The organism is Vibrio algivorus, from assembly GCF_030161215.1.
In the GTDB taxonomy this organism is placed as follows: domain Bacteria; phylum Pseudomonadota; class Gammaproteobacteria; order Enterobacterales; family Vibrionaceae; genus Vibrio; species Vibrio algivorus.
The window spans coordinates 402064-427466 of sequence record NZ_BSPV01000006.1 but is presented as its reverse complement, the minus strand read 5'-3'; the positions used below and the strand labels follow the sequence as shown (position 1 = coordinate 427466).

Here is a 25403-nt window from a genome sequence, read left to right as displayed (position 1 = left end):
TATCGGTTCATTAGTCAGCAAGGCTAAATGGTCGGCCATAGCCTAGTGCATTGCCGCCATCGCTGTAGGTTACGCCTGCACTTTGTCCTAAGCCTTTAATGCCAATATTTAGGCTTACTTTTGATTCATATTCTGGGCCAGGTTCTGGGTAGACATTTCTAACATCACCTGAGTTCATGATATGACGAGAATAGGTTAATCCTAAGAACCAGCAATCATCGTTATAAGTCACACCAACTAAGCTTTCTAACATGCTTTGCTCGGTCAGATCATGGTAGTAGTCTGCTTGCACACTCCAACGTTGAGCGATAGTAAAGCTATTAACAATCCCTGCTTGAGAGATACCATCACGAGTATATTGGTCGACATTATTTAGGTTAGTAGCATTATCTTCGATATAACTTTTAGCAATATAGCGATAATTTAATTGAGTGTGTCCGCCCCACGGAAGCTTATATTCAAGGGTACTGTTTGCCAGTTGTAGCTCAGACGCATCGCCATCGTACTGTACGCCACCTTTAAATAGCCATTCATCATTGATGTTCCATTCATTCTCTAGCGCCCAAGCGGATAAATTAGCTTCACCACTTTCAGGGTTGATGTAGTAGATTTGGCCTATTGAAACATTGAAGCGTTCTTTGTAGTTATCATCGTAAAAGCGCGAGGTAGCACCATAACTGAATTGATTGGCTGGAGCGATATAGTCAACACTACTGTATCTCGTATCACGAAATAACCCATAATAATCTAGCTGCATTAAAGTTGTATCATAACCTTGATAAATATCATCTTGGTTAACTTCCGGGATGTACAAATATTGCAATCGAGGTTCAAGAGTTTGGGTATACCCACCGAGCCATTTTTGGCTGTTATCTAAAAATAGCGTGCCGGTCATACGGTATTCTGGCACGGTACGGCTGGCATTTTCTTTTAATTGATAAGTATCGCCATTGCCATTGGTTTGAAATTCAGCTGAACCACCTTTTAGATCTTGGTCATAGTAGGTATACATCAACTTCGCTTCAGAAGTTAATTGCCCCCACGGTGCATAGAAAGGTACGACTACACCAGGTTCTAAATGTACACGGGTTGCATCAGGCAGGTCATCGTCATCGGTCTCAAAGCGACTAATATGGCTATTCCACTCCATATCAATATGCGGTAGCACATTTGGTCGGTTGTACTCATATTGTAGTTGTGGCATTAACCGATAAGGCTGAGACGAGCTGAGCACTTGGAAGTCACGAACTTTTAACGTGGTATCAGAATAATCAGTACGATAAGAGACTTCACCCGCTTGCAATAATTGACCATCTTCACGATTACCAATATTGGAATCAAGGTCGGCAAAGTAATCATTATCACTAACGCGAGAGTAGTCGACAGAGAATTTCCAATGACGATCGTAAATACCATCGTGAGAGAAGTTTACCCCCCAACGAGAACCTTTATCGCTGTATAAGTCGTCATCGTTTAAATATTCAAAATCGATTGAACCGGTACCAAAACCATCGGTTAAATATCTAAATTCATTTTCGAACTGTACACCACGTCTTTGCATGTAATTAATGGTAGTCGTTAAATCATATTGTGGTGCAAGGTTAAAGTAGATTGGAACATTAATTTCCAAGCCATTTTTTGAATCATAGCCACCCGATGGATAAAGAAAACCGGTTTTACGTTTATCACCAATCGGTACGGTAATGTACGGCCAGTAAAAGACAGGGACATCTAAGATTTCAAAGCGGGTATTGTAAAAGGTTGCTTCTTCTTCATCGTTATCGATATCAATATTGGTTGCTTTAACACGCCATGATTTATTGCCTTCAGGGCAAGTGGTTAATGAACCATCTTCCATGGTGTAGATACTTTGGCCATCTTTTAATATGTAAGTGGCTTCACCGCGAGCAGGTTGGCAAAGTAATTGATACTTTGTGTCATGCAGTTCAATGCGTTCGCCTTTAAAATCAGACTTGGCTTGGTTGGATGTGGATTTAATTTGGCCATCATTCATCGTCACATTACCATCAGCAACGACAGAACTTTCGCTCTGATTGAGTGTCACTTTATCAGCAGTGATTTTTTTATGACCTTGAGTAACAATAACGTCACCTTGATATACTGCTTTATCTTTTCCTTCAGCATGAATACTATCCGCTTCGATATTGACGGTCTCTTGAGCTGGATCCGCTGAATTTTCTTCTGGAGCAATACATTGATCTACTGGGACGATTTCCGGCACACTGTCGCTACTACTTTCATCAGCGAAAGCAGTAGGTAGGAAGGCTGCACTTATGAGCGTGGCAAGAAAAGTGCGAGAAATTGGTAGCATGAAATAAAGTTGTCCTGTGAAACTTAGTTGTGAATGTCGTTTTTGATAATACTTATGTATACACAAAGGTTATTTACAGAAATAAGACGAAATATACACAGATTTTTATATACCCAAGTGACTTCAAGATGCAGAATTCAGAGCTATCATCCAAACCTTTAGGCAAGGAAGATTGGCGAAGGAATGTAGGCACCTTTCAAACCAATCTGACGCGGCATAAAGGTTTGAATGAAGCTCCCGAAGGGCAAGTTAAAACAAGCTCTATGCTACGTTAAATTGAACAGAGATAGAATCACTATGATCATCTTCAATTTGCCTTGCCTAAAGCTTGTTTTATTCTTGCTGAAACTCGCATCTTGAAGTTACTTGGGTATATCATATAAGAAACTTGCAAGAATCGACACTATACAGACAATAGTTAACAATAAAAATTCATAGTTTGGGATTTGGAATCAACATATGTTAGGTAAATTACTGGGTATTTTGTTTGGCTCAATGATCGGGAATATTCCTGGTGCGATCATTGGCTGCTTTATTGGTCATCAATTTGATAAGGCTCGTCGTAGCCAACAAGGATTCCAATCAGCATTTGGAACTGGCCCTTCTCAAGCGGAAAGACAAACCGAATTTTTCCAAGCTGCTTACGCCGTTATGGGACATGTCGCGAAAGCTAAAGGACAAGTGACTAAAGAAGAAATTCAATTAGCTTCTGTCATGATGGATCGCATGAACCTTACTGGCGAGCAGAAAAAAATTGCCCAAGAAGCATTCCGACAAGGTAAAGAATCGAGCTTTCCATTAGAAGACACGTTACGTAAAGTGCGCTTTTCTGCGGGACGTCGACGTGATTTGTTACAGTTTTTTTTAGAGTTACAGATTTCAGCTGCGTTTGCTGATGGTTCATTGCATCCTAGTGAAATTAATGTCTTGCAAGTTGTGGCATCAGAATTAGGTTTTACCGCGCAATATTTGCAACAGCGTTTACGTATGCAAGAAGCAGCATTTCGCTTTCAACAAGGTGGTGGCTTTGGTGGTTATCAGCATCAAGGTCAGCAATCCGGTGGTCAGTGGCAGCAAGGCCCAACAGCATCTCAATTGGATGATGCTTATGAACTATTAGGTGTAGATAAAAGTGCAGATGCGAAAACGATCAAGCGTGCTCACCGTAAGCTAATGAATGAGCACCACCCAGATAAGTTAGTCGCGAAAGGTTTGCCACCAGAAATGATGGAAGTGGCGAAACAAAAAGCGCAAGAAATTCAATCTGCTTATGATTTAGTTAAGAAGAATAAAGGTTTTTAATCCAACCTAGTTTCAATCTACTTTTCGTTGAGAGCCCAGTTATATTGATAGCTGGGCTTTTTGTTGATTTTTTGTATCTCAGGCTTAAAGCGAGATAAGTAGTTCAATACCCCTTGTTCACCGCCGAAATCCACTGCATACCAATCATAAATGGAAGAAAGCTCAAGCTTGTCATCCGTTATGTTGACGCCTTTTTTACTGTTGATGAAATCGAATTCAGCTTTTTTGAGTAACGATGGAGTATTATCAGCGGTAAAAGCTTTAGTCGATAAATTAGGGCAGCCTAAACTGGCACAATTGACCGCATAATGGATGCGTTTGTCTTGCCAAATAGGGCGAAGAATTCGATGTTCAATATCGTTAAGGCTTAATTCTTGGTTATTAATGGTGATGATATCTTGATCCCAAGGGCCAAATGAAAATAAGCCGCCGAGTTTAGTAATCGAAGTAATGGGGTAGTGTTCTAAAATAAGCTGAACGGTTGCTGCATTGTATAAGTTCACCCAATAGGCAAATTGTTCACTTTTATTGAATTGGCGAGGATCAAGATTAGTTAGCGTATTGATATAATCCCGTAAACTCTGTCGGTCGGTCGGGCTAATATGTTTGTAATCAAATAGAGTATTAGAGTCCTGTTGAGATAGGTTGTTATCTAATACGTGTTGCCATTCACTATGATCGATCATTTGTAAGTTCGCTTCATTGCTTTTATTCCAATAGAGCCACAATTCGGCTTTGGGGGCAGCATGGGAGAAGAAGCTCAAGCTGGCGAGTAGTATTAACCAAACGTATTTCATATTCATTTTTCAATCTCGGTATTATTCTCAATAAAGAAAGAGACCTGTAGAGATACTTAGAACTTTCACTTTAGGTTTTAGCTATAAAAAAGCCCAAATACCTATTGAGTATTTGGGCTAGTATGATTGCGTTTATCCCCTTCGTACTTGAAGGTGAAGCTTTGTTGACAGTGTTTATTCGCCCCAACTATTTAGCCAAGCTAAACTCATAGGGCTTCATTCACTTGCCACCTCACTGCAACGTCAATTACTTTGGGTATATTGCCTGTCTACTTCAAAAAGCTTGGAATGTTATTTTCAAACTCTGTGATTTTCTCTGCATGTTGTAATGTTAGACCGATATTATCTAAGCCATTAAGCAAGCAATGACGACGGAATTCATCAATTTCAAAGCTATATTGTTTGCCGTTAGCCGACACTGTCATCGCTTCTAAATCTACCGTAATTTGGGCGCCTTGATTGCTATGAACAAAATCAAATAATTCATCAACTTCACTTTCGGTTAAACGTACCGGAACCATCTGGTTGTTGATGGAATTACCGTAGAAAATGTCAGCAAAGCTAGGTGCGATCATCACTTGAATACCGTAGTCGGCAAGTGCCCAAGGAGCGTGTTCACGAGATGAACCACAGCCGAAGTTTTCACGTGCTAGTAAAATACTTGCACCTTGATAACGTGGTGCATTCATTACAAACTCAGGATTAGGTTGTTTACCCGCATCATCTAAAAAGCGCCAATCATGAAATAAATGCTGACCAAAGCCTAAGCGAGTGACTTTTTGTAGAAACTGTTTGGGTATGATTGCATCCGTATCAATGTTAGCAATATCCAGTGGCACGACTAGGCCAGTATGTTGTTTAAAACCTGTCTGTTTAGGGTCTTGAGACATAGCGTGCTCCTTAGGCTTGTTCTAGTGAACGGATATCGACAAAGTGACCAGCAATCGCTGCTGCTGCCGCCATTGCTGGGCTAACGAGATGGGTGCGACCATCACGACCTTGGCGACCTTCAAAGTTACGGTTACTGGTAGACGCGCAGCGCTCTTGTGGGCCTAGGCGATCATTGTTCATTGCAAGACACATTGAACAGCCTGGTAAACGCCATTCAAAACCGGCTTCAATAAAGATTTTATCCAGACCTTCTTGTTCCGCTTGAGCTTTGACTTGCTCTGAACCCGGTACGATCAAGGCTTGTACATTTGGCGCGACTTTACGTCCTTTAGCAACGGCTGCCGCGGCGCGCATATCTTCAATGCGAGAGTTAGTACAAGAACCAACAAATACTTTATCTACCGTGTAGTCCGATAGTCTTTTGCCGGCTTCTAATCCCATGTAAGCCAATGCTTTTTGTGCGGATGCTTTTTCGACTGGATCGGTGAAATCTTGAGGGTTAGGAATAATGCCATCAACCGACATCACTTGACCTGGGTTGGTGCCCCAAGTCACTTGTGGTTTGATTTCTGAAGCATCTAGAGTGACTACCGCGTCAAATTGAGCATCATCATCAGATTTTAACGTTTTCCAGTATTCTACTGCCGCATCAAATTCTGAACCTTTCGGAGCAAACTTTTTATCTTTAATGTAATCGAAAGTAGTTTGATCTGGTGCAATGAGACCTGCTTTTGCGCCTAGCTCAATCGCCATGTTACAAACCGTCATTCGTCCTTCCATTGACAGGTCGGTAATGGCTTCACCGCAAAACTCTACTACATAACCGGTTCCGCCAGCTGCGGTGGTTTTACCGATAATCGCCAATACAATATCTTTGGCTGTGATGCCTTCGGTGACTTTGCCTTTGACTTCGATTTTCATGGTCTTAGCTTTGGCTTGTTTTAGCGTTTGAGTCGCAAGTACATGCTCCACTTCGGAAGTACCAATACCGAAAGCCAATGAGCCAAATGCGCCATGAGTGGCGGTGTGGGAGTCACCACAAACAATCGTCATGCCTGGCAATGTAATACCAAGTTCTGGCCCCATTACATGCACAATACCTTGATATTTATGGTTTAGATCGTACAGCGTGACACCGAAATCTAAGCAGTTTTTCATCAAGGTTTGCATTTGAATGCGCGCCATTTCACCAGAGGCATTAATATCTTTGGTGGTCGTCGATACGTTGTGATCCATAGTGGCAAAGGTTTTGCTGACTTGGCGTACCTTGCGGCCTTTTTCGCGTAAGCCATCAAATGCTTGCGGTGAAGTCACTTCGTGTACCAAATGACGGTCGATATATAAAATCGGATTTTCACCTTGGGCGGCTACGACTACGTGAGCATCGTAGACTTTCTCATATAATGTTTTTGATGTTGAGTTTGACATTGCTAGCTACCTGCTCAAATTAATTATAATGACTGAATGTACTGCGCAATCTTGTCACCCATTTCTGAAGTCGAAAGGGCGGGGTTTTTACCAGCAAGATCGGCAGTCAGCTCTCCGGCTGCTAGTGCTTTTGATACCGCTTGTTCGATATCTTGCGCCGCTTGCTCTTCATTTAAGCTGTAACGAAGCATCAATGCTGCTGATAGAATTTGCGCCACTGGGTTGGCAATATTTTTTCCTGCGATATCTGGCGCACTACCACCTGCTGGTTCATATAGACCAAACTTGCTTTCATTTAAGCTAGCGGATGGCAACATGCCCATAGAGCCTGTGATCATTGCGCATTCATCAGAAATAATATCGCCGAAAATATTTGAACAAAGCATCACATCAAATTGAGAGGGATCTTTGATTAGCTGCATGGTGGCGTTATCGATGTAGATGTGAGACAGCTCGACATCAGGGTAGTCTTTAGCGATTTCTTCTACCACTTCACGCCATAAAATTGAGCTTTGTAGCACGTTTGCTTTATCTACCGAGCAGACTTTTTTATCACGTAGACGCGCTGATTCAAATGCGATTTTGGCAATGCGTTCAATCTCATAGCGATGATAAACCTCAGTATCAAAAGCTTTTTCTTGTGGGCCTTCACCTTCACGACCTTTCGGCTGACCGAAGTAAATACCGCCCGTTAATTCACGAACGACTACGATATCAAAGCCGCGATCAGAAATATCAGCACGTAATGGTGAGAAGCTCTCTAAGCCTGTATGGATTTGTGCTGGACGAAGGTTACAAAATAATTGGAAGTGTTTACGCAGTGGAAGTAGTGCACCGCGCTCCGGTTGATCATTTGGTGGTAGATGTTCCCACTTTGGACCACCTACCGAGCCAAATAATACTGCATCAGCCTCTTCACAACCTTTGACTGTGCTCTCTGGTAGTGGTGTACCGTGGTTATCAATTGCAATCCCGCCGACATCAAATTCTTGGCGCTCAAATGAAATGCCATGTTTTTTTTCAATCGCATCGAGTACTTTTTGCGCTTGTTGCATGACTTCAGGGCCGATGCCATCTCCGGGTAAAACAGCAATTTTATATGTACCTGCCATGGTTATTTATTCCTTAAATATTTATCTACGTCATATTGTGTAAGTAGCTGAGCCGCTGTTTCAATCAATCTGGTCAGCTACTTGTTTAGCGGTTGGTCAATTAAACCGTTTCAATTCTTTTAGATTGCTTTATCTTGGCAATTTGGTCGGCACGCTGAATGCTATTTATAACATGCAACAAGGCTTGGCCAGAAGCTTCAACGATATCAGTCGCAAGACCTGTACCATGATATTTACGACCTTTGTAGTTGGCGATGATATCCGCTTGACCTAGGCCGTCTTCCCCTTCACCTTTGGCGGTTAGGTCGAATTTATCCAATACAATGTCATAACCGGTTAGTTTATAGATACATTGATAAAGTGCATCGACGGGACCGTTACCGACTGCTGCTTCACATTTTTCTTCTTCACCACATTGTAATTTAATGCTGGTGGTTGCCATCACGCTACCAGATTGCACGCTTAGGTAATTTAACTTAAAGAAATCATCTTCTTCACGCAAGTTAGCAAAGTGCATTAATGACTCTAAATCGTAATCAAATACTTGGCCTTTTCGGTCAGCTAGCTTCAAGAAGTCCTCGTATAGAGTATCTAGGTTGTAATCACCATCGCTGTAACCCATGGTTTCCATGTGACTTTTGACGGCTGCGCGGCCTGAGCGACTGGTCAGGTTTAATGCTTGGTTTTTAAGGCCAATGGATTCTGGTGTCATGATCTCGTAAGTATTCTTATTCTTCAACATACCGTCTTGGTGAATACCTGATGAGTGGCTAAAGGCATTGGCACCGACAATCGCTTTGTTCGATTGAATTGGCATGTTGCACAATTGGCTGACAAGTTTACTAGTGCGATGAATTTCATCGTATTTAAGGCCAGTATGAACACCTAACAATTCCGCGCGAGTGCGAATGATCATGGCGATTTCTTCTAACGCACAGTTACCAGCACGTTCACCAATACCATTAATGGTACCTTCTACTTGGCGAGCGCCAGCTTGAACTGCCGCCATAGAGGTAGCAACTGACATACCTAGGTCATCATGACAGTGTACTGAAATGACTGCTTTATCAATGTTTGGTACGCGATTAAATAAAGTTTCGATGATACCACCAAATTCACTTGGTAGAGTATAACCAACGGTATCTGGGATATTAACGGTTGTTGCCCCTGCATCAATGGCAGCTTCAACAATGCGGCATAGGTTATCAATTGGAGTACGACCTGCATCTTCGCAAGAAAACTCTACATCATCGGTGTATTTACGTGCACGTTTAACAGCATTAACCCCCATTTCTACTACGTCATCATAACTACGGCGAAGTTTATCTTGTACGTGGATAGTCGATGTGGAAATAAAAGTATGAATACGAAAGGCTTCAGCGACTTTTAACGCTTCTGCTGCGACATCAATGTCTTTTTCTACTGCACGGGATAGGGCGCAAATTCGGCTATTTTTGATTTGTTTAGCGATGGTTTGAACGGATTCAAAGTCACCGGGTGAAGAAACTGGAAAGCCAGCTTCGATAACATCTACACCTAAACGTTCTAGGGCATAAGCGATCTGTAGTTTTTCTTTTACGGTTAGGCTTGCTGAAAGTGCCTGTTCGCCATCGCGTAGTGTGGTGTCGAATATAATGACTTGATCGTTCATGTTATCTTCCTTGTGATTAATGCTTTGCTATCCAATGCGGTTTATTCGGCTACTTATTTTTGAGTATTTGCGAATAAAAAAGCCCGCATCGGGATGCGGGCTTGTTTGAAATCGTATGTGGTTTTTCGTCCACTGCCTACCCGCGCGATTGAGTCACGATGAGGAGGAGGTTCAGTAGAGCTGAAAATTGTTGAATCATGCTTGGTACCTTAGTGTTATCTATGTTAACCGAGTGCTATTTATCAAAACTAGCTTAGCAATGTCTTCGACCACGTAAAAACTGATTCAATTAGTACCGCACTCAAGGGGGATGCGTCAACCTTTTGGATGAAAAAATATCCAAATAACTTAATGGCCTCTCATTCAAATCTTTATGCCATGTGAGATTGGTTTTAAAGATGCTTACATTTCTTCGTCAATCTTCTTTACCTAAAGGTTTGGATGAGAGCTCTAAATTCTGCACTTTGAAGTCACTTAGCTATACCTATTTATATCTGGAAATCACCTTTCATCATAAGAACAAAATATCGTCACTTTTTTGTCATTTATCTCCCTTACCTTAGCCAGTGTAGTGCTGATTAAGCATCGAACAAGGAGCATACGATGAAAACCATACAGCCAATCGCACGCTTTGATTTAGCGTTTTCTTTATTTTGCTTACAACACCGCTTTAATTTACCAGTTGCTCGTATTAGCAAAGCCATCTCTCATACTGGTGATGGACATTTATACGCAGTGATGGGGTTATTAGCTTGGTTGTTTGAGCCGAGAACGGGTCAATATTTTTTACTGGCGGGATTGTTAGCATTTTTACTGGAATTGCCAATTTATTGGTTAGCTAAAAATAGTTTTAAACGTCGCAGGCCAGCACAAATATCCCATTTGTTAACTTCTTTTATCACTCCATCCGATCAATATAGCTTGCCCTCTGGCCACACGGCAGCCGCTTTCTTAATGGCAGTGTTATTACAAAATTACTATCCGGAATTCGGTTTGTTGCCTTTTATTTGGGCTGGATTGATCGGGTTTTCTCGAATTCTGTTAGGAGTGCATTTTCTAACGGATATTGTACTAGGGGCAGCTTTGGGAATCAGTTGCGCTATCGCAGCAATTAATATTTTAGCTGGTGGATGAAAAGAATGAAAATCTTATATGGCGTGCAAGGTACAGGAAATGGTCATATCGCTCGAGCACGGGCAATGGCATCTGCTTTATCTAAACAATCGGATGTCTCTGTTGATTTCTTATTCTCGGGACGAGATGACAAAGCTTATTTTTCAATGGAAGATTTTGGGGACTATCAAACCCGACGTGGACTGACATTTACGACTGAAAAGGGCAAAGTCAGCCATATGAAAACTGCCTTGAATACAAATCCTAGCCAACTATGGAGAGAAGTGTCAGAGATGGACTTGGAAGGCTATGATGTGGTGCTCAATGACTTTGAACCGATTACTGCTTGGGCGGCTAAAAAGCAAAACGTGCCGAGCATTGGGATAAGCCATCAAAATGCCTTTCGCTATTCCGTGCCAAAGAAAGGGGCGAGTTGGCTTGATCAGACATTGATACAGCATTTTGCGCCTACTCAACATCATTTAGGATTGCATTGGTACCATTTTCAGCAACCCATTTTGCCGCCAATCGTTCATACACCCAAGCAAATTGATAACCAAAAGCATGACTTTATTTTAGTTTATTTACCTTTCGAGGCGCTACCAGCCATAAGTGATCTTTTACAACGCTTCTCCAATCGTCATTTCATTTGTTACCACCCAGAAATAAAAGAAGTAAATCAACAAGAGCACCTTACTTTTATGCCTTTGTCGTATCAAAACTTCCAACGAGATTTGCATGCTTGTCATGGTGTGATTGCCAATGGTGGTTTTGAGTTGCCTTCTGAAGCATTAACCTTGGGTAAGAAATTACTATTAAAACCATTAGATGGACAATTTGAACAAATGAGTAATGTGGCGACACTTGAATCTTTAGGGTTAGCCAGTTCAATGCAATGGCTTGATCCTAGTATCGTGCGAACTTGGTTAGATGATGAGCCGGCTGAGCGAGTGATTTATCCCAATGTTGCCGAGTCAATTGCTGATTGGGTAGTACAAGGTGAGTGGGAGAATATTGCACCGCTGTGGAGCTACTTATGGGAGCAAGTTGATTTCCCTCACTATGCTTTGATTAATGAGTGAACAACTTTTTTGTCATCAATTTAGTCGTTAAATGTTTTTTATATTAATTTATGTTTTTAATATAACCCATTGAAAGTTTAGTTTTTTTAGTGATTTTTGGTAAATAAAAATGATTTAATATCAATACGGTTGCTTCTAATATTTGCTTGGTGAATAGTAAGTGCCACCCGACATATTGGCGGGGCAAATACAATTATTATTCGATATCTTTTTGTAGTTGATAATCACGGTCGTTATGTGTGATTGAACTACAATTAAAAGAGGCACAACACAACATGACACTTTCTACTGAACCAAAAAACACTGCCCTTAATTTAAGAACGGAATCAACTTTACGTGGCGTAGATCTTAACTTGTTGACCGTTTTTGATGCAGTAATGCAAGAGCAAAATATTACTCGTGCGGCACAGTATTTAGGTATGTCACAACCTGCCGTAAGTAATGCGGTGGCTCGTTTAAAAGTTATGTTTAATGACGAATTATTCATGCGTCATGGTCGTGGTATCCAACCGACTCAACGCGCTCGTCAATTGTTTGGCCCGCTTCGTCAAGCACTGCAATTAGTGCGCAATGAATTACCGAATTCTATTTTTGTTCCTGAAACATCAGAGCGAGTATTTAAATTAGCGGTTTGCAGTCCTTCAGATTTGCGCTTTGCACCAAGAATTATGCATGGTATTGCTGAAAAATCCCCAAGCATTCAATTAAGCCTGGATGCTGATTTTGATCGCCACTTGCCTGAAAAACTTCGTTATCAAGAAGTTGATTTTGTGATTGATTATGCACGTTTTGAGCAGCCAGGATATTCAAGCACGGAAATCTTCAGTGATGAACTTGTCGTGGTGACTGCGGCAAATCATCCACGCATTGGCTCTCAAATTAGTCAAGCAGAGTTTATGGCAGAAAAGCATGCAACGTTATCGAAAGTAAACGGTGTACGTAGTTTCTATGAACGTGTTTATACCGGGGATTTTGAATTCCAAGCATCTTACCATGGTACAAGTTTAAGCAATATTTTGTACGTAGTAGGTCAATCTGAATTAGTGACAGTGGTTCCTCGTTGGTTGATTGATTCTGTTCCTACTCGTGCAAACTATAAAGTCATGTCTTACCCATACGCAGACAATAAGGTAGCGGGTTACTTAAGCTGGCATGAATCTAGTGAGAAAGATAAAGGTCACATCTGGATGAGAGATCAATTGATGTTGATTTGTGGCGAGACTCTTGCCGCAAGCCTATAACAAGTAAACTCTTTTAAAAAGCGCAGTCTCTATTTGATTAGAGGCTGCGTTTTTTTGTTAGGTCAGATTGATTTTAAGGTGCTTACATTATTTCGCCAACCTCTTACGCTTGAAGGCTTGGGTAATAGTGCTGAACTCTGTACCTTGAAGTTACTTGGGTACAAAAACGAGATTAATCTCTCATTGTTGGTTTTATTATCTACTGAATTTAAGAAGGGTATTGGTCGGGATGTTTTGAGGTCTGCTGGATATACAGTCTTTATCACTGATTATGTGGGTTATTTGTTAATTTTTATGATTCGGATAACTTTAGAGTAATAGACAAGTTTCTGTTAATGGCGGTAAAGTGGTCAAGTTCAAAGGTGACTTTGAGCGTATGCACCCTAGTTGCTTGTTATGACAATGCAAATAGGTACATAGCAAGGTTGCAGTGCTTTTGTAAATCTAAAGTATTAAGCAGCCTGAAGTTTCTTAGGCTAAAAATAAGCCCTAACTATGTAGCACTGAATTATTGCACTTTATATTAAGGTCGATGAAATTCAGTTAACAGGAGGCAACATGGAAATGTTATCTGGCGCGGATATGATCGTCCGTTCCCTAATAGATGAAGGTGTAGAGCATATCTTCGGTTATCCAGGCGGTTCAGTTTTGGATATATACGATGCTTTACATGAAAAGAGTGATATTGAACACGTACTGGTTCGTCATGAACAAGCTGCGGTCCACATGGCAGATGGCTATGCTCGGGGAACGGGTAAAGTCGGCGTTGTTCTCGTCACTTCCGGCCCTGGTGCAACGAATGCCATTACCGGTATTGCGACTGCCTATATGGACTCTGCGCCAATGGTAGTGTTGTCTGGCCAAGTACCAAGTAGCTTAATTGGCAACGATGCTTTTCAAGAATGTGACATGGTGGGGATCTCCCGTCCTGTCGTTAAACACAGCTTCCTAGTCACTAAAGCTGAAGATATTCCAGAAACCATAAAAAAAGCGTTTTACTTAGCCTCTACCGGCCGACCTGGCCCTGTGGTGGTTGATCTACCGAAAAACGTTTTAAATCCATTAGAAAAATTCTCTTATCACTACCCTGATGAAATTAAAATGCGCTCTTATAATCCGACAACTTCGGGTCATAAAGGGCAAATTAAGAAAGGGTTGAAAGCCTTACTGGCAGCGAAAAAACCAGTACTTTATGTCGGTGGTGGGGCCATTATTGCAGAAGCCAGTGAGCAATTGATTAAGCTTGCTGAAGCACTGAATTTACCAGTAGTCAGTACTTTAATGGGGCTGGGCGCTTTCCCTGCGACTCACCATAATTCGCTGGGTATGTTAGGTATGCACGGTACTTATGAAGCTAATATGGCGATGCATAATGCTGATCTTATTTTTGGCGTCGGGGTGCGTTTTGATGACCGTACCACCAATAATGTCGAAAAATACTGCCCTAATGCCAAGATTATGCACATTGATATCGATCCATCTTCGATCTCTAAAACCATTCTAGCGGACTTACCTATCGTAGGTTCTGCTGATGAAGTATTAAATAGCATGTTAAAGCTGCTTGAAGATCAAGGTGCAGATCAAGATAGTGAGGCGATTGAAACTTGGTGGCAAGAACTACAAAGTTGGCGCAATCGTAAATGTTTAGAGTTCGATCGTACTTCAGATCGTATTAAACCTCAGCAGGTAGTCGAAACGCTTTACAAGCTAACTAAAGGTGAAGCTTATGTTGCTTCAGATGTCGGTCAGCACCAAATGTTTGCTGCGCTATATTACCCATTTGATAAGCCACGTCGTTGGATTAACTCTGGTGGTTTAGGCACCATGGGCTTTGGTTTACCGGCGGCAATGGGCGTTAAGTTTGCTATGCCAAAAGAAGAAGTGGTGTGCATTACCGGTGATGGCAGTATTCAGATGAATATTCAAGAGCTATCAACCTGTATGCAATATGACATTCCGGTTAAGATTATTAACCTGAATAACCGTTTCTTAGGCATGGTAAAGCAATGGCAAGATATGATTTATCAAGGTCGCCATTCTCATTCTTATATGGATTCTGTGCCTGATTTCGCTGCCATTGCTGAAGCTTATGGCCATGTTGGGATTCGTATTAATACTCCAGATGAGCTAGAAGCTGGCCTACAAAAAGCCTTAGATATGAAAGATCGTCTGGTGTTTGTTGATATTAATGTTGATGAAACTGAGCATGTTTATCCAATGCAAATTAAAGGTGAAGCAATGGATAAAATGTGGTTAAGCAAGACGGAGAGAACCTAATATGAGACATATCATTTCATTGCTATTAGAAAACCAACCAGGTTCTTTATCACGTGTTGTTGGTTTGTTCTCACAACGTGGTTATAACATTGAGTCATTAACTGTTTCTCCGACGGATGATGAAACCTTATCTCGTATAAATATCACTACTGCAACTGATGCGCTACAGCTTGAGCAGATTGAAAAAAACCTACACAAGCTAGTGGATGTACTTAAGGTGCAAGAGGTTACTGAGTACGATTATGTTGAACGTGAATTGATGTTAGTAAAAGTAAAAGCTAGTGGCTTTTCTCGTGCTGAAGTACATCGTTTATCTGATGTGTTCCGTGGACAGATTGTTGATGTGACCGCTTCATTATTTACCATTCAACTCGCTGGCGATAGTGCTAAGTTAGATGCTTTTATTAAAGCGGTATCAGAGATGACTGATGTCATTGAAGTCGCACGCAGTGGAGTCGTTGGTATAGCCCGTGGAGAGCGTGCTTTAAAAGCATAGTGATTTTCTAATACCATAACTGATAGCGCAGCCTACGGGTTGCGTTTTTTTATGAAAAAAAGATCTAAGACTTTAGTCTAATAAATCGGCAAAACTTCACTAAACTTATTGAATGAATATTTATCAATTTCGGTGAGTGGCTTATGTCTAATGTCGTGGTTGTGAGGGTAACGATTGCTAGTTTGTTAGTACTTGCTATCAATATTAGTGCTTTATATTTCTTATTGTTGGTGGTGTTGCTGAACACTCATCATCAAGAGTTCTTTGGTTGGTAATGGCGTAGGAAAGGTAGTATCTAACGTAGGGAAGATATTGCAGTGAGTAGTACAACTAAAGGTAGATTGTGTTTTGCAGGTGTAAGAAAAGTAGAAAAAAGGAGGCCGATTGGCCTCCTTTGGTATTTCTATCGGTTCGTTTTAATTAAAGAACGTGAACAGAAGAAGTGTTAGTTGTGCCTGATGGTACTAGAGCACCAGAAACCATAACAGTTACATCGCCTTTCTCGCCGTAGCCTGTTTCTAGCGCTAGAGCCATACCTTGACGGTAGAAGTCTTCAGTATCATTGATAGACTCAACAACGATTGGCGTTACACCTTTAGACAAGCAAAGTTGTGCTGCAGTCTTAGTGTTCGTAGTAACGGCAATGATTTTTGCTGTTGGGAAGTATTTACGTACTGAACGAGCAGATTTACCTGCTTCAGTTGCTACAACGATAACTGGAGCAGCAAGTTTCTCGGCAGTTTCTACTGCTGATTTACATACTGCTTCAGTGATACGTAGACGAGGGCTATCTAAACGAGAACCTAGTTCTGCTTTTAGAGCTTTATCAGTACGAGCACAGATTTGCGCCATGATAGTTACCGCTTCAACAGGGTATTTACCTTTCGCAGACTCACCAGAAAGCATTACTGCATCAGTACCATCCATGATTGCGTTCGCAACGTCACCCGCTTCTGCACGAGTTGGACGTGGGTTTTTGATCATAGAATCAAGCATTTGAGTTGCAGTGATAACCACTTTACGTGCGCGGTTACATTTCTCGATCATCATTTTCTGAGCGAAGATTACTTCTTCAACTGGGATTTCAACACCTAGGTCACCACGAGCAACCATGATGCCGTCAGAAGCTTCTAAAATCTCATCGAAGTTATCAACACCTTCTTGGTTTTCGATTTTAGAAATAATTTGGATGTTCTCGCCGCCGTTTGCGCATAGCAATTCACGAATTTCTTTTACATCGTCTGCTTTACGGATGAAAGAAGCAGCAACGAAATCAACGCCTTGCTCACAACCAAATTTAAGGTCAGCTTTATCTTTTTCAGCAAGTGCAGGTAGTTTTACAGAAACGCCAGGAAGGTTAACACCTTTGTTTTCACCTAGGTCGCCGTTGTTTAATACTTTACATTTAACTTCAGTATCAGTCGTTGCTACCACTTCCATTTCGATAAGACCATCATCTACTAGGATAGTATCACCAGCTTTAAGGTCTTGAGCGAAGCCAGGGTACGTTACCGCTACTGTGTTTTTGTTACCCACAACAGAGATATCGGTTGTGAATGTGAAATCTTGACCAGCTACTAGGGCAACATCATCGCCGTTTTCTAGTTTGATAGTACGGATTTCTGGGCCTTTAGTATCTAAAAGGATCGCAAGTTGTTTACCTGTGTTCTTCATTACTTGGCGAAGATTAGCAATACGGTTGCCATGTTCTTCGAAATCACCGTGTGAGAAGTTTAAACGCATTACGTTCATGCCAGCGTTTGCTAGTTCAGTTAGTTTCTCAACAGATTCAGTTTTCGGGCCAATCGTACATACGATTTTGGTCTTTTTCATGAGTAGATACTCTCCGGTAAGTAATATTACATTTTTCAATTTTTATGCGTTTTAACCGCAAACAACGAGAAAGGTTGGATGCGCTAAAACAGAAATTCTTTACTGCATTTTTATTGTCTGACCTACATTGTAGTCATTATTCCCATTCTCGCACGGCCACACTTCACTTTCGTTGCAGCCACCATTTCATTTTGTAGTCTGCGAGGGGCTGCGTTGTAATTTTGTTTCTTAAATGGGGTAATAATTTTACCAGTCTTTGTGGGGAAGATCACGATACTTACTTGTCTTAGAACAAGGTTTCTTCAAAAAACATTTATTTTTTGTGGTGAAAAAAATAGACAAATAAGTTTCGATTGTGTTTAATATGTTTCGTTTCGAAACTTAATTGGTTTTATTTTATGTCAAAACGAAATACTCAACAGCGACGTCATCTTATTGTTCAACAGGTAAATGAATTTGGTGAAGTCAGTGTTGAAGCGTTAAATAAGCAATTTAATATCTCTGAAGTCACTATAAGAAAAGACTTGTCGGCATTGGAAGCCAGTGGTTTGCTATTGCGCCGTTACGGTGGGGCGATTGCTTTACCTAAAGAAATCATCGATGAAGAATTTTCAGAAGAGGTTTCGAAACGAAAGGTATCGCTGGCTAAAGCGGCAGCATCGTTAATTAAAGATCACCATAGAGTGATTATTGATAGCGGTAGTACTACTGGTGCTTTGATCGAGCAACTTAATCATAAGCGAGGCTTAGTGGTGATGACCAACTCACTGAATGTCGCTAATGCATTAAATGCACTAGAAAGCGAACCAACTTTATTAATGACCGGTGGCACTTGGGATACCCATTCGGAATCTTTCCAAGGGCAAGTCGCTGAGCAAGTTCTGCGTTCATACGATTTCGACCAATTATTTATTGGAGCAGACGGGATTGATTTGGAACGTGGCACCACAACGTTTAATGAACTGCTTGGCCTCAGTCAGGTTATGTCCGAAGTGGCGCGCCGTGTGGTGGTGATGGTGGAATCTGACAAGATTGGTAGAAAAATTCCAAATTTAGAACTGGCATGGGACAAAGTCGATGTGCTGGTAACGGATAATGGCATTACTGACGAACAACAAGCACAAATACAACAACATAATGTGCAAGTTCTGATTGCCTAATATCGAAAACTTAAAATCTAATCAATTTATTAAATTACGCTTTACCACCTTTTGCTTGCTGCTGGTAAAGGAATAAAAAAGGATAACAATATGTGTGGAATCGTGGGTGCTGTTGCGCAGCGTGATGTAGCTGAAATTCTTGTTGAAGGTTTACGTCGTTTGGAATATCGCGGCTATGACTCAGCCGGTGTCGCGGTCGTCGATGGTAATTCAAACATGACGCGTGTACGCCGCTTAGGCAAAGTACAAGAATTAGCTGATGCGGTTGACGCTGCCGATGTGTTTGGTGGAACCGGTATTGCTCATACTCGTTGGGCAACTCATGGTGAACCTTCTGAAATCAATGCCCATCCACACGTTTCAAATGATATTGCAGTGGTGCATAACGGTATTATTGAAAACCATCAATCCTTGCGTGAAACCTTACGTGAGCGTGGTTATGTGTTTGAATCTCAAACTGATACTGAAGTGATTGCTCACTTAGTTGAATGGGAACGTCGTACTTCTGCAACATTAATTGAAGCATTACAAAAAGCAGTTAAGCAGCTTGATGGTGCTTACGGCACGGTCGTATTTGATCGTAAAGATCCAAGCCGTGTAGTCGTTGCGCGTTCAGGTAGCCCAATTGTGATTGGTTTAGGCGTAGGTGAAAACTTTATCGCCTCGGATCAATTGGCTCTATTAAATGTGACTCGCCGTTTTATGTACCTTGAAGAAGGTGATGTTGCTGAAGTGACTCGTCGTGAAGTGACCGTTTTTGCTGAAAATGGTGAGCGAGTAGAACGCACGGTTTCTGAATCAAGCGCAGAGCATGATGCGGGTGATAAAGGTCAATATCGTCACTTTATGCAAAAAGAAATCTTTGAACAGCCAACCGCATTAATTAATACCATGGAAGCTCGATTAACCAAAGATTCAGTGGTTACCGAAAGCATTGGTGTGAATGCTGCCGAGATCCTATCTAAAGTTGAGCATGTACAAATCATCGCTTGTGGTACGTCTTACAATGCAGGTATGACAGCACGTTACTGGTTTGAGTCTTTGGCTGGCGTAAGTTGTGATGTGGAAATTGCATCAGAATTCCGCTACCGCAAATTTGTGACTCGACCAAATAGCCTACTGATCACCTTGTCTCAATCCGGCGAGACTGCCGACACCTTAGCCGCATTACGTTTAGCCAAAGAAAAAGGTTATATGTCAGCAATGACCATTTGTAATGTTGCAGGTTCATCTCTTGTTCGTGAGTCTGATTTTGCCTTTATGACACGTGCTGGCACTGAGATTGGTGTCGCTTCAACTAAAGCCTTTACTACTCAACTAGCGGGACTACTCATGCTGGTCACTGCTATGGGTAAACAGCAGCAACGTATTGATAGCGCAAAAGAAGCAGAAATTGTTGAAGCTCTACATTTATTGCCTTCTCAAATTGAAAAAGCACTTGCTTACGATAAAGATATTGAAGCCTTAGCAGAAGACTTTGCCGACAAACATCACACGCTATTCTTAGGTCGTGGTGAGTATTACCCAATTGCACTAGAAGCCTCTTTAAAGCTAAAAGAAATTTCTTATATTCACGCTGAAGCTTATGCTGCCGGTGAGCTAAAACATGGTCCGTTAGCCTTAATTGATGCGGATATGCCTGTGGTAGTGGTCGCACCCAATAATGAGCTACTAGAGAAGCTGAAATCGAATATTGAAGAAGTCCGCGCGCGTGGCGGTTTACTGTATGTGTTTGCCGATGCTGGCGCAGGATTTGAAGCCGATGAAAGTATGAAGATCATTAATCTTCCACATGTCAGTGAGATCACTGCACCAATCTACTACACCATTCCAATGCAGTTACTTTCATACCATGTTGCTTTGATTAAAGGCACCGATGTTGATCAGCCAAGGAACTTAGCTAAGGCGGTTACGGTAGAGTAATTTTAAATCAATAAGTTACATATCTCATCTAGCCGTTAAAACCTGGTTATGAGTAAATGGTTGTGTTCAGATTGGACACAGCCATTTTTTATGTCACCAGCATCCAACTCTCGAGGTTTTAATTTAATTGAGATGAATCCTTAATTTCTGTTGGTTAGGCTAAAATTGTTTGTACAACAATGAATGGTGTTGATAGGCAATCTTTTAATAATTGTTTATTATTCCGAGACTTTAATTAGGTGAGCTGGCTATGAACTTGTCACAAATTGAAGCATTTTGCACTGTTGCTAATACTGGTTCCGTTTCTGAAGCAGCCCGGCAGTTAGAATGTAATCGCACTAAGCTTAGTATGGCAATTAAAGCGCTTGAAATGGATCTAAATGTTAAGTTGTTTATCCGCACTGGCAATAACCTAACCTTGTCTGAAGTCGGTAAGGCCGTTTATAAGGATTTTGAAAGTATTCTTATTACCACTTCTCGTGTTCGTCGAATTTGCTCTCAAGTGTCTGATGAGTTTGCATCGGAAATATGGATAGCTCGTGATGATGCCTTACCGGATCTGTTATGGCAGGAATTTGCTCATTCACTTAGTAAGCAGTTTCCTAGTACTTCATTTAACATCATTTTGGCTTCAAGTGGAGACTTAGCCAATTTAGTGGCAACTCAACAGGTTGATTTTGCATTCGGAGTGGATTATGAGCATATCGATGATGCACGTATTGTTCGTCAACCGTTAGGCAAAATTCGTATGATGTCGGTGTGTAGTTCAACTCATCCATTAAGCAAACTTCAGCGAGTTACAGATGAAGAGTTACGCAAGTCTATGCAAGCGGTCATGGCTTATCTAAATGAGCAAGACAATGCCAGTTTAGAGCCTTTTTCTCGCCGTTATATTGGCTTTTCTAGTTTTGAATATATGCTTAATACCATATTAACTGAATCGGCATGGGGAGTACTTCCAGAGCCATTGATTCGTCATCATTTGCGTGAACAGCGTCTTTCTGTGATTCGCCATACTTATGGATTAACACAAGAAGATTTTTGTATGTTCAGTGTTGCCGAAGGGACCGATAGTCCTGCTATTGACTGGTTAGTTGATAAGGTGAGCGATTATCTGTTCGACTTCTAAAGTATTTTGGGTTTCTTTACTTTTCTGTAGCGGTCAGTGTCAGTTAATTTGACGGGTGGTGTTGGATTTTAGTTGTTGATTTATAAGTGATTTAATTCGAAATATTGTTTTTCTATTGCTGGTTTGTGTAAGTTTTTATTGTAAAGATCCTACATTCCCCCAAAATATCTTTAGTTATCTAAAGGTATTCATAAAATGTCTGTTCATACAAAGTTTAACGAAAATCGTGCTTTAGCTTTCTCCGCTCTTTTTGCATCAATATTTGCAGGGGGTGGGTTGATTGTTGGCTTACTTGTTGGCTCACTTGTCATCATGTTTGATGGAGTCTATTCCCTTGTTAGTCTGCTGTTAACATTATTGTCGCTAGTTGCTGCTCGTTATATTAAAAAACCATCAGATGCCCAATTCCCTTTTGGCCGCGCTTTATTTGAACCTGCGGTTATCGCCGTGAAAGGTGCGGTGATCTTATTAATTGTCAGCTATTCATTATATTCAGCCATTGGCGCCATGTTTACTGGAGGCCGTGCTGTTGATGTTTCGATTGCAACCGCTTTTGGTGTTATCAATGTGATTGGTTGTGGTCTGGCTTGGTGGTGCATGCTTTCATTAAGGAACAAACATTTTTCTGGTTTGATTGATGCTGAAGTGAAGCAATGGCAAATGGATACATTACTTAGTGTTGCGGTAACAGCAGGGTTTGTGGTGGCCTGGTTGATGACATTAACACCATTAGCAAAATACGCTGTATATGCAGATCCAATGATGATGCTGCTGATGTCATTTTATTTCATTAAAGTGCCATTTGGGATGTTGCGCTCTGCATTAAGAGAAATCTTTTTAATGGCACCAAGTAAAGAGATTTGCCAAACCGTTGATCAAACTATTACGGTGACGAATAAAGATTCTCAGCAGGAAATTGAATTAGCGGGTGTGGTAAAGGTTGGCCATGAATTGTGGGTTGATGTGGATCTTCATGTTGATGATTCTAGTGAGTTGATCTCGCGTGATGATATTGAACAAGCGAGACAAAGAATTGAAACTCACTTGTCTTCTTTGCCATTAAAATTACAGCTCACGATTAATATTGCGAGTTAATGTTTCTGACAGTTTTCGGCATGGTGATGTTGTTCTACGGCCACTTGTTCAGTATTGGTTTCCAAGGCTTGTAAGATGGTGCATTCTTCGGCGCTACCTTTGCCGCCACAACAAGCGGAAGATAAGGTTTTTAATGAACGTTGAAAGTGTTGCAGTTCAGAAAGTTTTTGCTCCACATCGGCGAGCTTAGCATCAACAACTTGTTTGACATCAAAGCAGGAGTTACTAGCTTTATCGACTTCGATTTCAAGTAGCTCTTTAATATCGGATAAATTAAATCCAACCTTTTTGGCTCGAATAATAAATTGTAGTGCTTGCTTATCTTGCTCGTTATAAAGGCGGTAACCAGATTCAGAGCGAGCTGATGGGCTCAATAAGCCTGATTTTTCATAAAAGCGCAGTGTGTCATTATTAATGCCACATAACTTTGCTAGTTCACCTATCTTGTACATCAGCGACTCCTTTCTTCCATCGTTTATGTCCAAAGTTCAACAGGCCCTAGATCTAAGTCTAGGGCCAATGGTTTTTGAGTAAAAGGGATTTTATTGTTGAAAGCTAGTGAGAATGGCGTTTAAAGATGATTGAAGTATTAATACCACCAAAAGCAAAGTTATTGCTCATGATGTATTGGCAATCCATTTCACAACCATTGCCACGAATGTAGTTTAAGTCACCACACTCAGGGTCGATATTCTCTAAATTTAGGGTTGGGCTAAACCATCCTGAATGCATCATTTCTAAGCTCAGCCAAGCTTCAATCGAGCCACAAGCTCCTAAGGTATGACCAAAATAGCTTTTTAGTGAGCTGATAGGTGTTTGATTGCCGAATACATTAAAGGTGGCTTGGCTTTCAGCAATATCACCACGATCGGTTGCGGTGCCATGAGCGGAAATATAATCGATGACGCTTGGTGCTAGCTGAGCATTTTCTAAAGCCAATTCCATACAGCGTTGCATGTTTTCCATTTGCGGTTGGGTCACATGTGCAGCGTCACAATTGCTGGCAAAGCCTACGATCTCGGCATAAATTTTAGCACCACGGGCAACGGCATGGTCATAGTCTTCAAGTACTAAGGTGCCAGCACCTTCACCAATGACGAGCCCGTCACGATCTTTATCGTAAGGGCGAGGGGTGGTTTTAGGCGCATCGTTTTTTAAACTGGTGGCAAAAAGGGTATCAAAAACGGCTGACTCAGTTGGGCATAGCTCTTCACCACCGCCAGCAACCATCACAGTTTGGTAACCATGTTTGATGGCTTCATAGGCATAACCAATGGCTTGGCTACCAGAGGTACATGCGCTGCTGGTTGGGATTACGCGACCACGCAGCCCAAAGAATAAACCAACATTGACTGCTGAGGTATGCGGCATCATTTGAACATAAGTGGTGGCGGTGATGGCACGAGTTGATTTTTCATTAAGCATCACACCAAACGCACCAATAGCGGGAGTACTGCCGGTGGAAGACCCATAAGCTACACCGGTTTGGCCATTAGTCAGAATTTCATGTTTCTCACCATCACTGGTTAATAAGCCACTTTGTAGTAGAGCATTTTCTGAAGCTAAGGTTGCCATTTGAGAGACGCGACCCATACCACGAATTTTCTTACGGGTGTAATGCTTTGGTAGTTCAAAATCTAATACTGGAGCAGCTAGTTTTGTGTTTAAGCCATCGTATTGAACATAGCTTTCCATAAATTGTACGGCGTTTTCACAAGCTTTTAATTTTGGCTCTATTGCTTGCCAATCGTTACCAAAAGCGGTGACGCCAGACATTCCTGTTACCACAACACGACGACTCATACTAAACCTCCATTTACTGAAATTACTTGGCGCGTAATGTAAGCCGCATTATCTGACATTAGGTAACTGACCAAACCTGCCACTTCTTCCGGTTTGCCCATACGACGTAGCGGTACTTGAGGTAGTGCGTGTTCTTGAACGTGTTCATCAACCATACCTGTATCAATCAAGCCAGGCGCGACACAGTTTACCGTTATTTTTCGTTTGGCTAGTTCTAAGGCGAGTGATTTAGTGGCACCAATCACGCCTGCTTTGGCTGCGCTGTAATTGGTTTGTCCACGGTTACCCATAATGCCAGATACTGAAGCCATGGTGATAATACGGCCACCTTTGCGTAGCTGTACCATTGGCATAACGCAAGGATGCAGAACGTTATAAAAACTGTCTAAGTTGGTATGAATGACGCTATCCCATTCGTCACTCATCATGGCAGGAAAGGCAGTATCGCGTGTAATTCCTGCATTGCTGACAACACCATAATAAGCGCCATGTTCTACAATATCCGCTTCAATTTTTTCACGACACTGCTCGCGATCGCTAATATCAAATTGTAATAGGCGAGCTTGACCACCTGCCTGTTGAATCGTAGCTTGAGTTTGTTCGGCACCAGTTTGATCACTCATGTAGTGAACTACGACATCAAAGCCATCTTGGGCTAATTGAATTGCAACTGCTTGGCCTATGCCTTTACTTGCGCCAGTGACGAGAACATGTCGTGACATTCGTTTTTCCTTTTTT

20 protein-coding genes and 2 pseudogenes are annotated in these 25403 nt (G+C 41.5%); 12 read left to right on the top strand and 10 right to left on the bottom strand.

The features are described 5' to 3' along the window. Positions 1-10: 10 nt before the first annotated feature. On the bottom strand, positions 11-2332 hold the full coding sequence (gene lptD, locus QQJ93_RS10995; protein WP_089122179.1) for an LPS assembly protein LptD: 2322 nt from the start codon (positions 2330-2332) through the stop codon (positions 11-13). A 459-nt stretch (positions 2333-2791) separates the two neighbouring features. Here lptD and djlA point away from each other — a divergent pair, with 459 nt between their 5' ends. Continuing rightward, entirely contained in the window at positions 2792-3634 is an 843-nt protein-coding gene (gene djlA, locus QQJ93_RS10990) for a co-chaperone DjlA (protein ID WP_089122180.1), read from the top strand. A 17-nt stretch (positions 3635-3651) separates the two neighbouring features. Here djlA and QQJ93_RS10985 read toward each other — a convergent pair whose 3' ends face one another. The 5 genes from QQJ93_RS10985 to leuA all read right to left on the bottom strand — a co-directional run bounded on the left by QQJ93_RS10985 (position 3652) and on the right by leuA (position 9513). Then, entirely contained in the window at positions 3652-4431 is a 780-nt protein-coding gene (locus tag QQJ93_RS10985) for a DUF547 domain-containing protein (RefSeq protein ID WP_089122181.1), read from the bottom strand. Positions 4432-4700: 269 nt separating this feature from the next. Then, entirely contained in the window at positions 4701-5321 is a 621-nt protein-coding gene (gene leuD / locus QQJ93_RS10980) for a 3-isopropylmalate dehydratase small subunit (protein WP_089122182.1), read from the bottom strand. Positions 5322-5331: 10 nt separating this feature from the next. Then, positions 5332-6750 (bottom strand): 3-isopropylmalate dehydratase large subunit, encoded by a 1419-nt coding sequence (leuC, locus tag QQJ93_RS10975; protein WP_089122183.1) that lies wholly within the window; start codon positions 6748-6750, stop codon positions 5332-5334. A gap of 23 nt (positions 6751-6773) precedes the next feature. Further along, the gene (gene leuB / locus QQJ93_RS10970) at positions 6774-7862 is read right to left on the bottom strand and encodes a 3-isopropylmalate dehydrogenase (protein ID WP_089122184.1); all 1089 of its coding nucleotides are present in this window, start codon (positions 7860-7862) and stop codon (positions 6774-6776) included. A 100-nt stretch (positions 7863-7962) separates the two neighbouring features. Continuing rightward, entirely contained in the window at positions 7963-9513 is a 1551-nt protein-coding gene (gene leuA / locus QQJ93_RS10965; RefSeq protein WP_089122185.1) for a 2-isopropylmalate synthase, read from the bottom strand. Positions 9514-10116: 603 nt separating this feature from the next. Here leuA and QQJ93_RS10960 point away from each other — a divergent pair. The 7 genes and pseudogenes from QQJ93_RS10960 to QQJ93_RS10935 all read left to right on the top strand — a co-directional run bounded on the left by QQJ93_RS10960 (position 10117) and on the right by QQJ93_RS10935 (position 15997). Continuing rightward, on the top strand, positions 10117-10647 hold the full coding sequence (locus QQJ93_RS10960) for a phosphatase PAP2 family protein (RefSeq protein ID WP_089122186.1): 531 nt from the start codon (positions 10117-10119) through the stop codon (positions 10645-10647). Between the two features lie 5 nt (positions 10648-10652). Beyond that, a complete protein-coding gene (locus QQJ93_RS10955) occupies positions 10653-11708 on the top strand; it encodes an MJ1255/VC2487 family glycosyltransferase (RefSeq protein ID WP_089122187.1) in 1056 nt (351 codons plus the stop codon). A 275-nt stretch (positions 11709-11983) separates the two neighbouring features. Further along, a pseudogene (leuO, locus tag QQJ93_RS10950) lies at positions 11984-12865 on the top strand (transcriptional regulator LeuO); the annotation flags it as partial. Next, positions 12845-12949 (top strand): annotated as a pseudogene (gene leuO / locus QQJ93_RS16455) (transcriptional regulator LeuO); the annotation flags it as partial. The pseudogenes leuO (QQJ93_RS10950) and leuO (QQJ93_RS16455), both read left to right, overlap by 21 nt. A 558-nt stretch (positions 12950-13507) precedes the next feature. Then, positions 13508-15226 (top strand): acetolactate synthase 3 large subunit, encoded by a 1719-nt coding sequence (locus QQJ93_RS10945; RefSeq protein ID WP_089122189.1) that lies wholly within the window; start codon positions 13508-13510, stop codon positions 15224-15226. Between the two features lies 1 nt (position 15227). Continuing rightward, the gene (ilvN, locus tag QQJ93_RS10940; protein WP_089122190.1) at positions 15228-15722 is read left to right on the top strand and encodes an acetolactate synthase small subunit; all 495 of its coding nucleotides are present in this window, start codon (positions 15228-15230) and stop codon (positions 15720-15722) included. A 143-nt stretch (positions 15723-15865) separates the two neighbouring features. After that, positions 15866-15997 (top strand): hypothetical protein, encoded by a 132-nt coding sequence (locus tag QQJ93_RS10935; RefSeq protein WP_086961987.1) that lies wholly within the window; start codon positions 15866-15868, stop codon positions 15995-15997. A gap of 145 nt (positions 15998-16142) precedes the next feature. Here QQJ93_RS10935 and pykF read toward each other — a convergent pair whose 3' ends face one another. Further along, entirely contained in the window at positions 16143-17555 is a 1413-nt protein-coding gene (pykF, locus tag QQJ93_RS10930) for a pyruvate kinase PykF (protein ID WP_089122191.1), read from the bottom strand. A 398-nt stretch (positions 17556-17953) separates the two neighbouring features. Here pykF and QQJ93_RS10925 point away from each other — a divergent pair, with 398 nt between their 5' ends. From QQJ93_RS10925 to QQJ93_RS10910, 4 genes are all read left to right on the top strand, one after another. Continuing rightward, positions 17954-18715: a DeoR/GlpR family DNA-binding transcription regulator gene (locus QQJ93_RS10925; RefSeq protein ID WP_089122192.1), complete on the top strand. Its 762-nt coding sequence runs from the start codon at positions 17954-17956 to the stop codon at positions 18713-18715. A 90-nt stretch (positions 18716-18805) separates the two neighbouring features. Further along, positions 18806-20638 (top strand): glutamine--fructose-6-phosphate transaminase (isomerizing), encoded by a 1833-nt coding sequence (gene glmS, locus QQJ93_RS10920; RefSeq protein ID WP_089122193.1) that lies wholly within the window; start codon positions 18806-18808, stop codon positions 20636-20638. A 250-nt stretch (positions 20639-20888) separates the two neighbouring features. Continuing rightward, complete coding sequence (locus QQJ93_RS10915; protein WP_089122194.1) at positions 20889-21767, top strand: LysR family transcriptional regulator; 879 nt, start codon at positions 20889-20891, stop codon at positions 21765-21767. A gap of 195 nt (positions 21768-21962) precedes the next feature. Then, positions 21963-22862 (top strand): cation diffusion facilitator family transporter, encoded by a 900-nt coding sequence (locus tag QQJ93_RS10910; protein ID WP_089122195.1) that lies wholly within the window; start codon positions 21963-21965, stop codon positions 22860-22862. Here QQJ93_RS10910 and zntR read toward each other — a convergent pair. The 3 genes from zntR to QQJ93_RS10895 all read right to left on the bottom strand — a co-directional run bounded on the left by zntR (position 22859) and on the right by QQJ93_RS10895 (position 25387). Beyond that, a complete protein-coding gene (gene zntR, locus QQJ93_RS10905; protein ID WP_089122196.1) occupies positions 22859-23314 on the bottom strand; it encodes a Zn(2+)-responsive transcriptional regulator in 456 nt (151 codons plus the stop codon). The two genes, QQJ93_RS10910 and zntR, sit on opposite strands and share 4 nt — an antisense overlap. Before the next feature lie 103 nt (positions 23315-23417). Next, positions 23418-24665: a beta-ketoacyl-ACP synthase gene (locus QQJ93_RS10900; RefSeq protein WP_089122197.1), complete on the bottom strand. Its 1248-nt coding sequence runs from the start codon at positions 24663-24665 to the stop codon at positions 23418-23420. Then, positions 24662-25387, bottom strand: coding sequence for a 3-ketoacyl-ACP reductase FabG2 (locus tag QQJ93_RS10895; protein ID WP_089122198.1), 726 nt, complete (start codon positions 25385-25387; stop codon positions 24662-24664). The genes QQJ93_RS10900 and QQJ93_RS10895 overlap by 4 nt, the downstream gene beginning before the upstream one ends. Positions 25388-25403 lie beyond the last annotated feature (16 nt).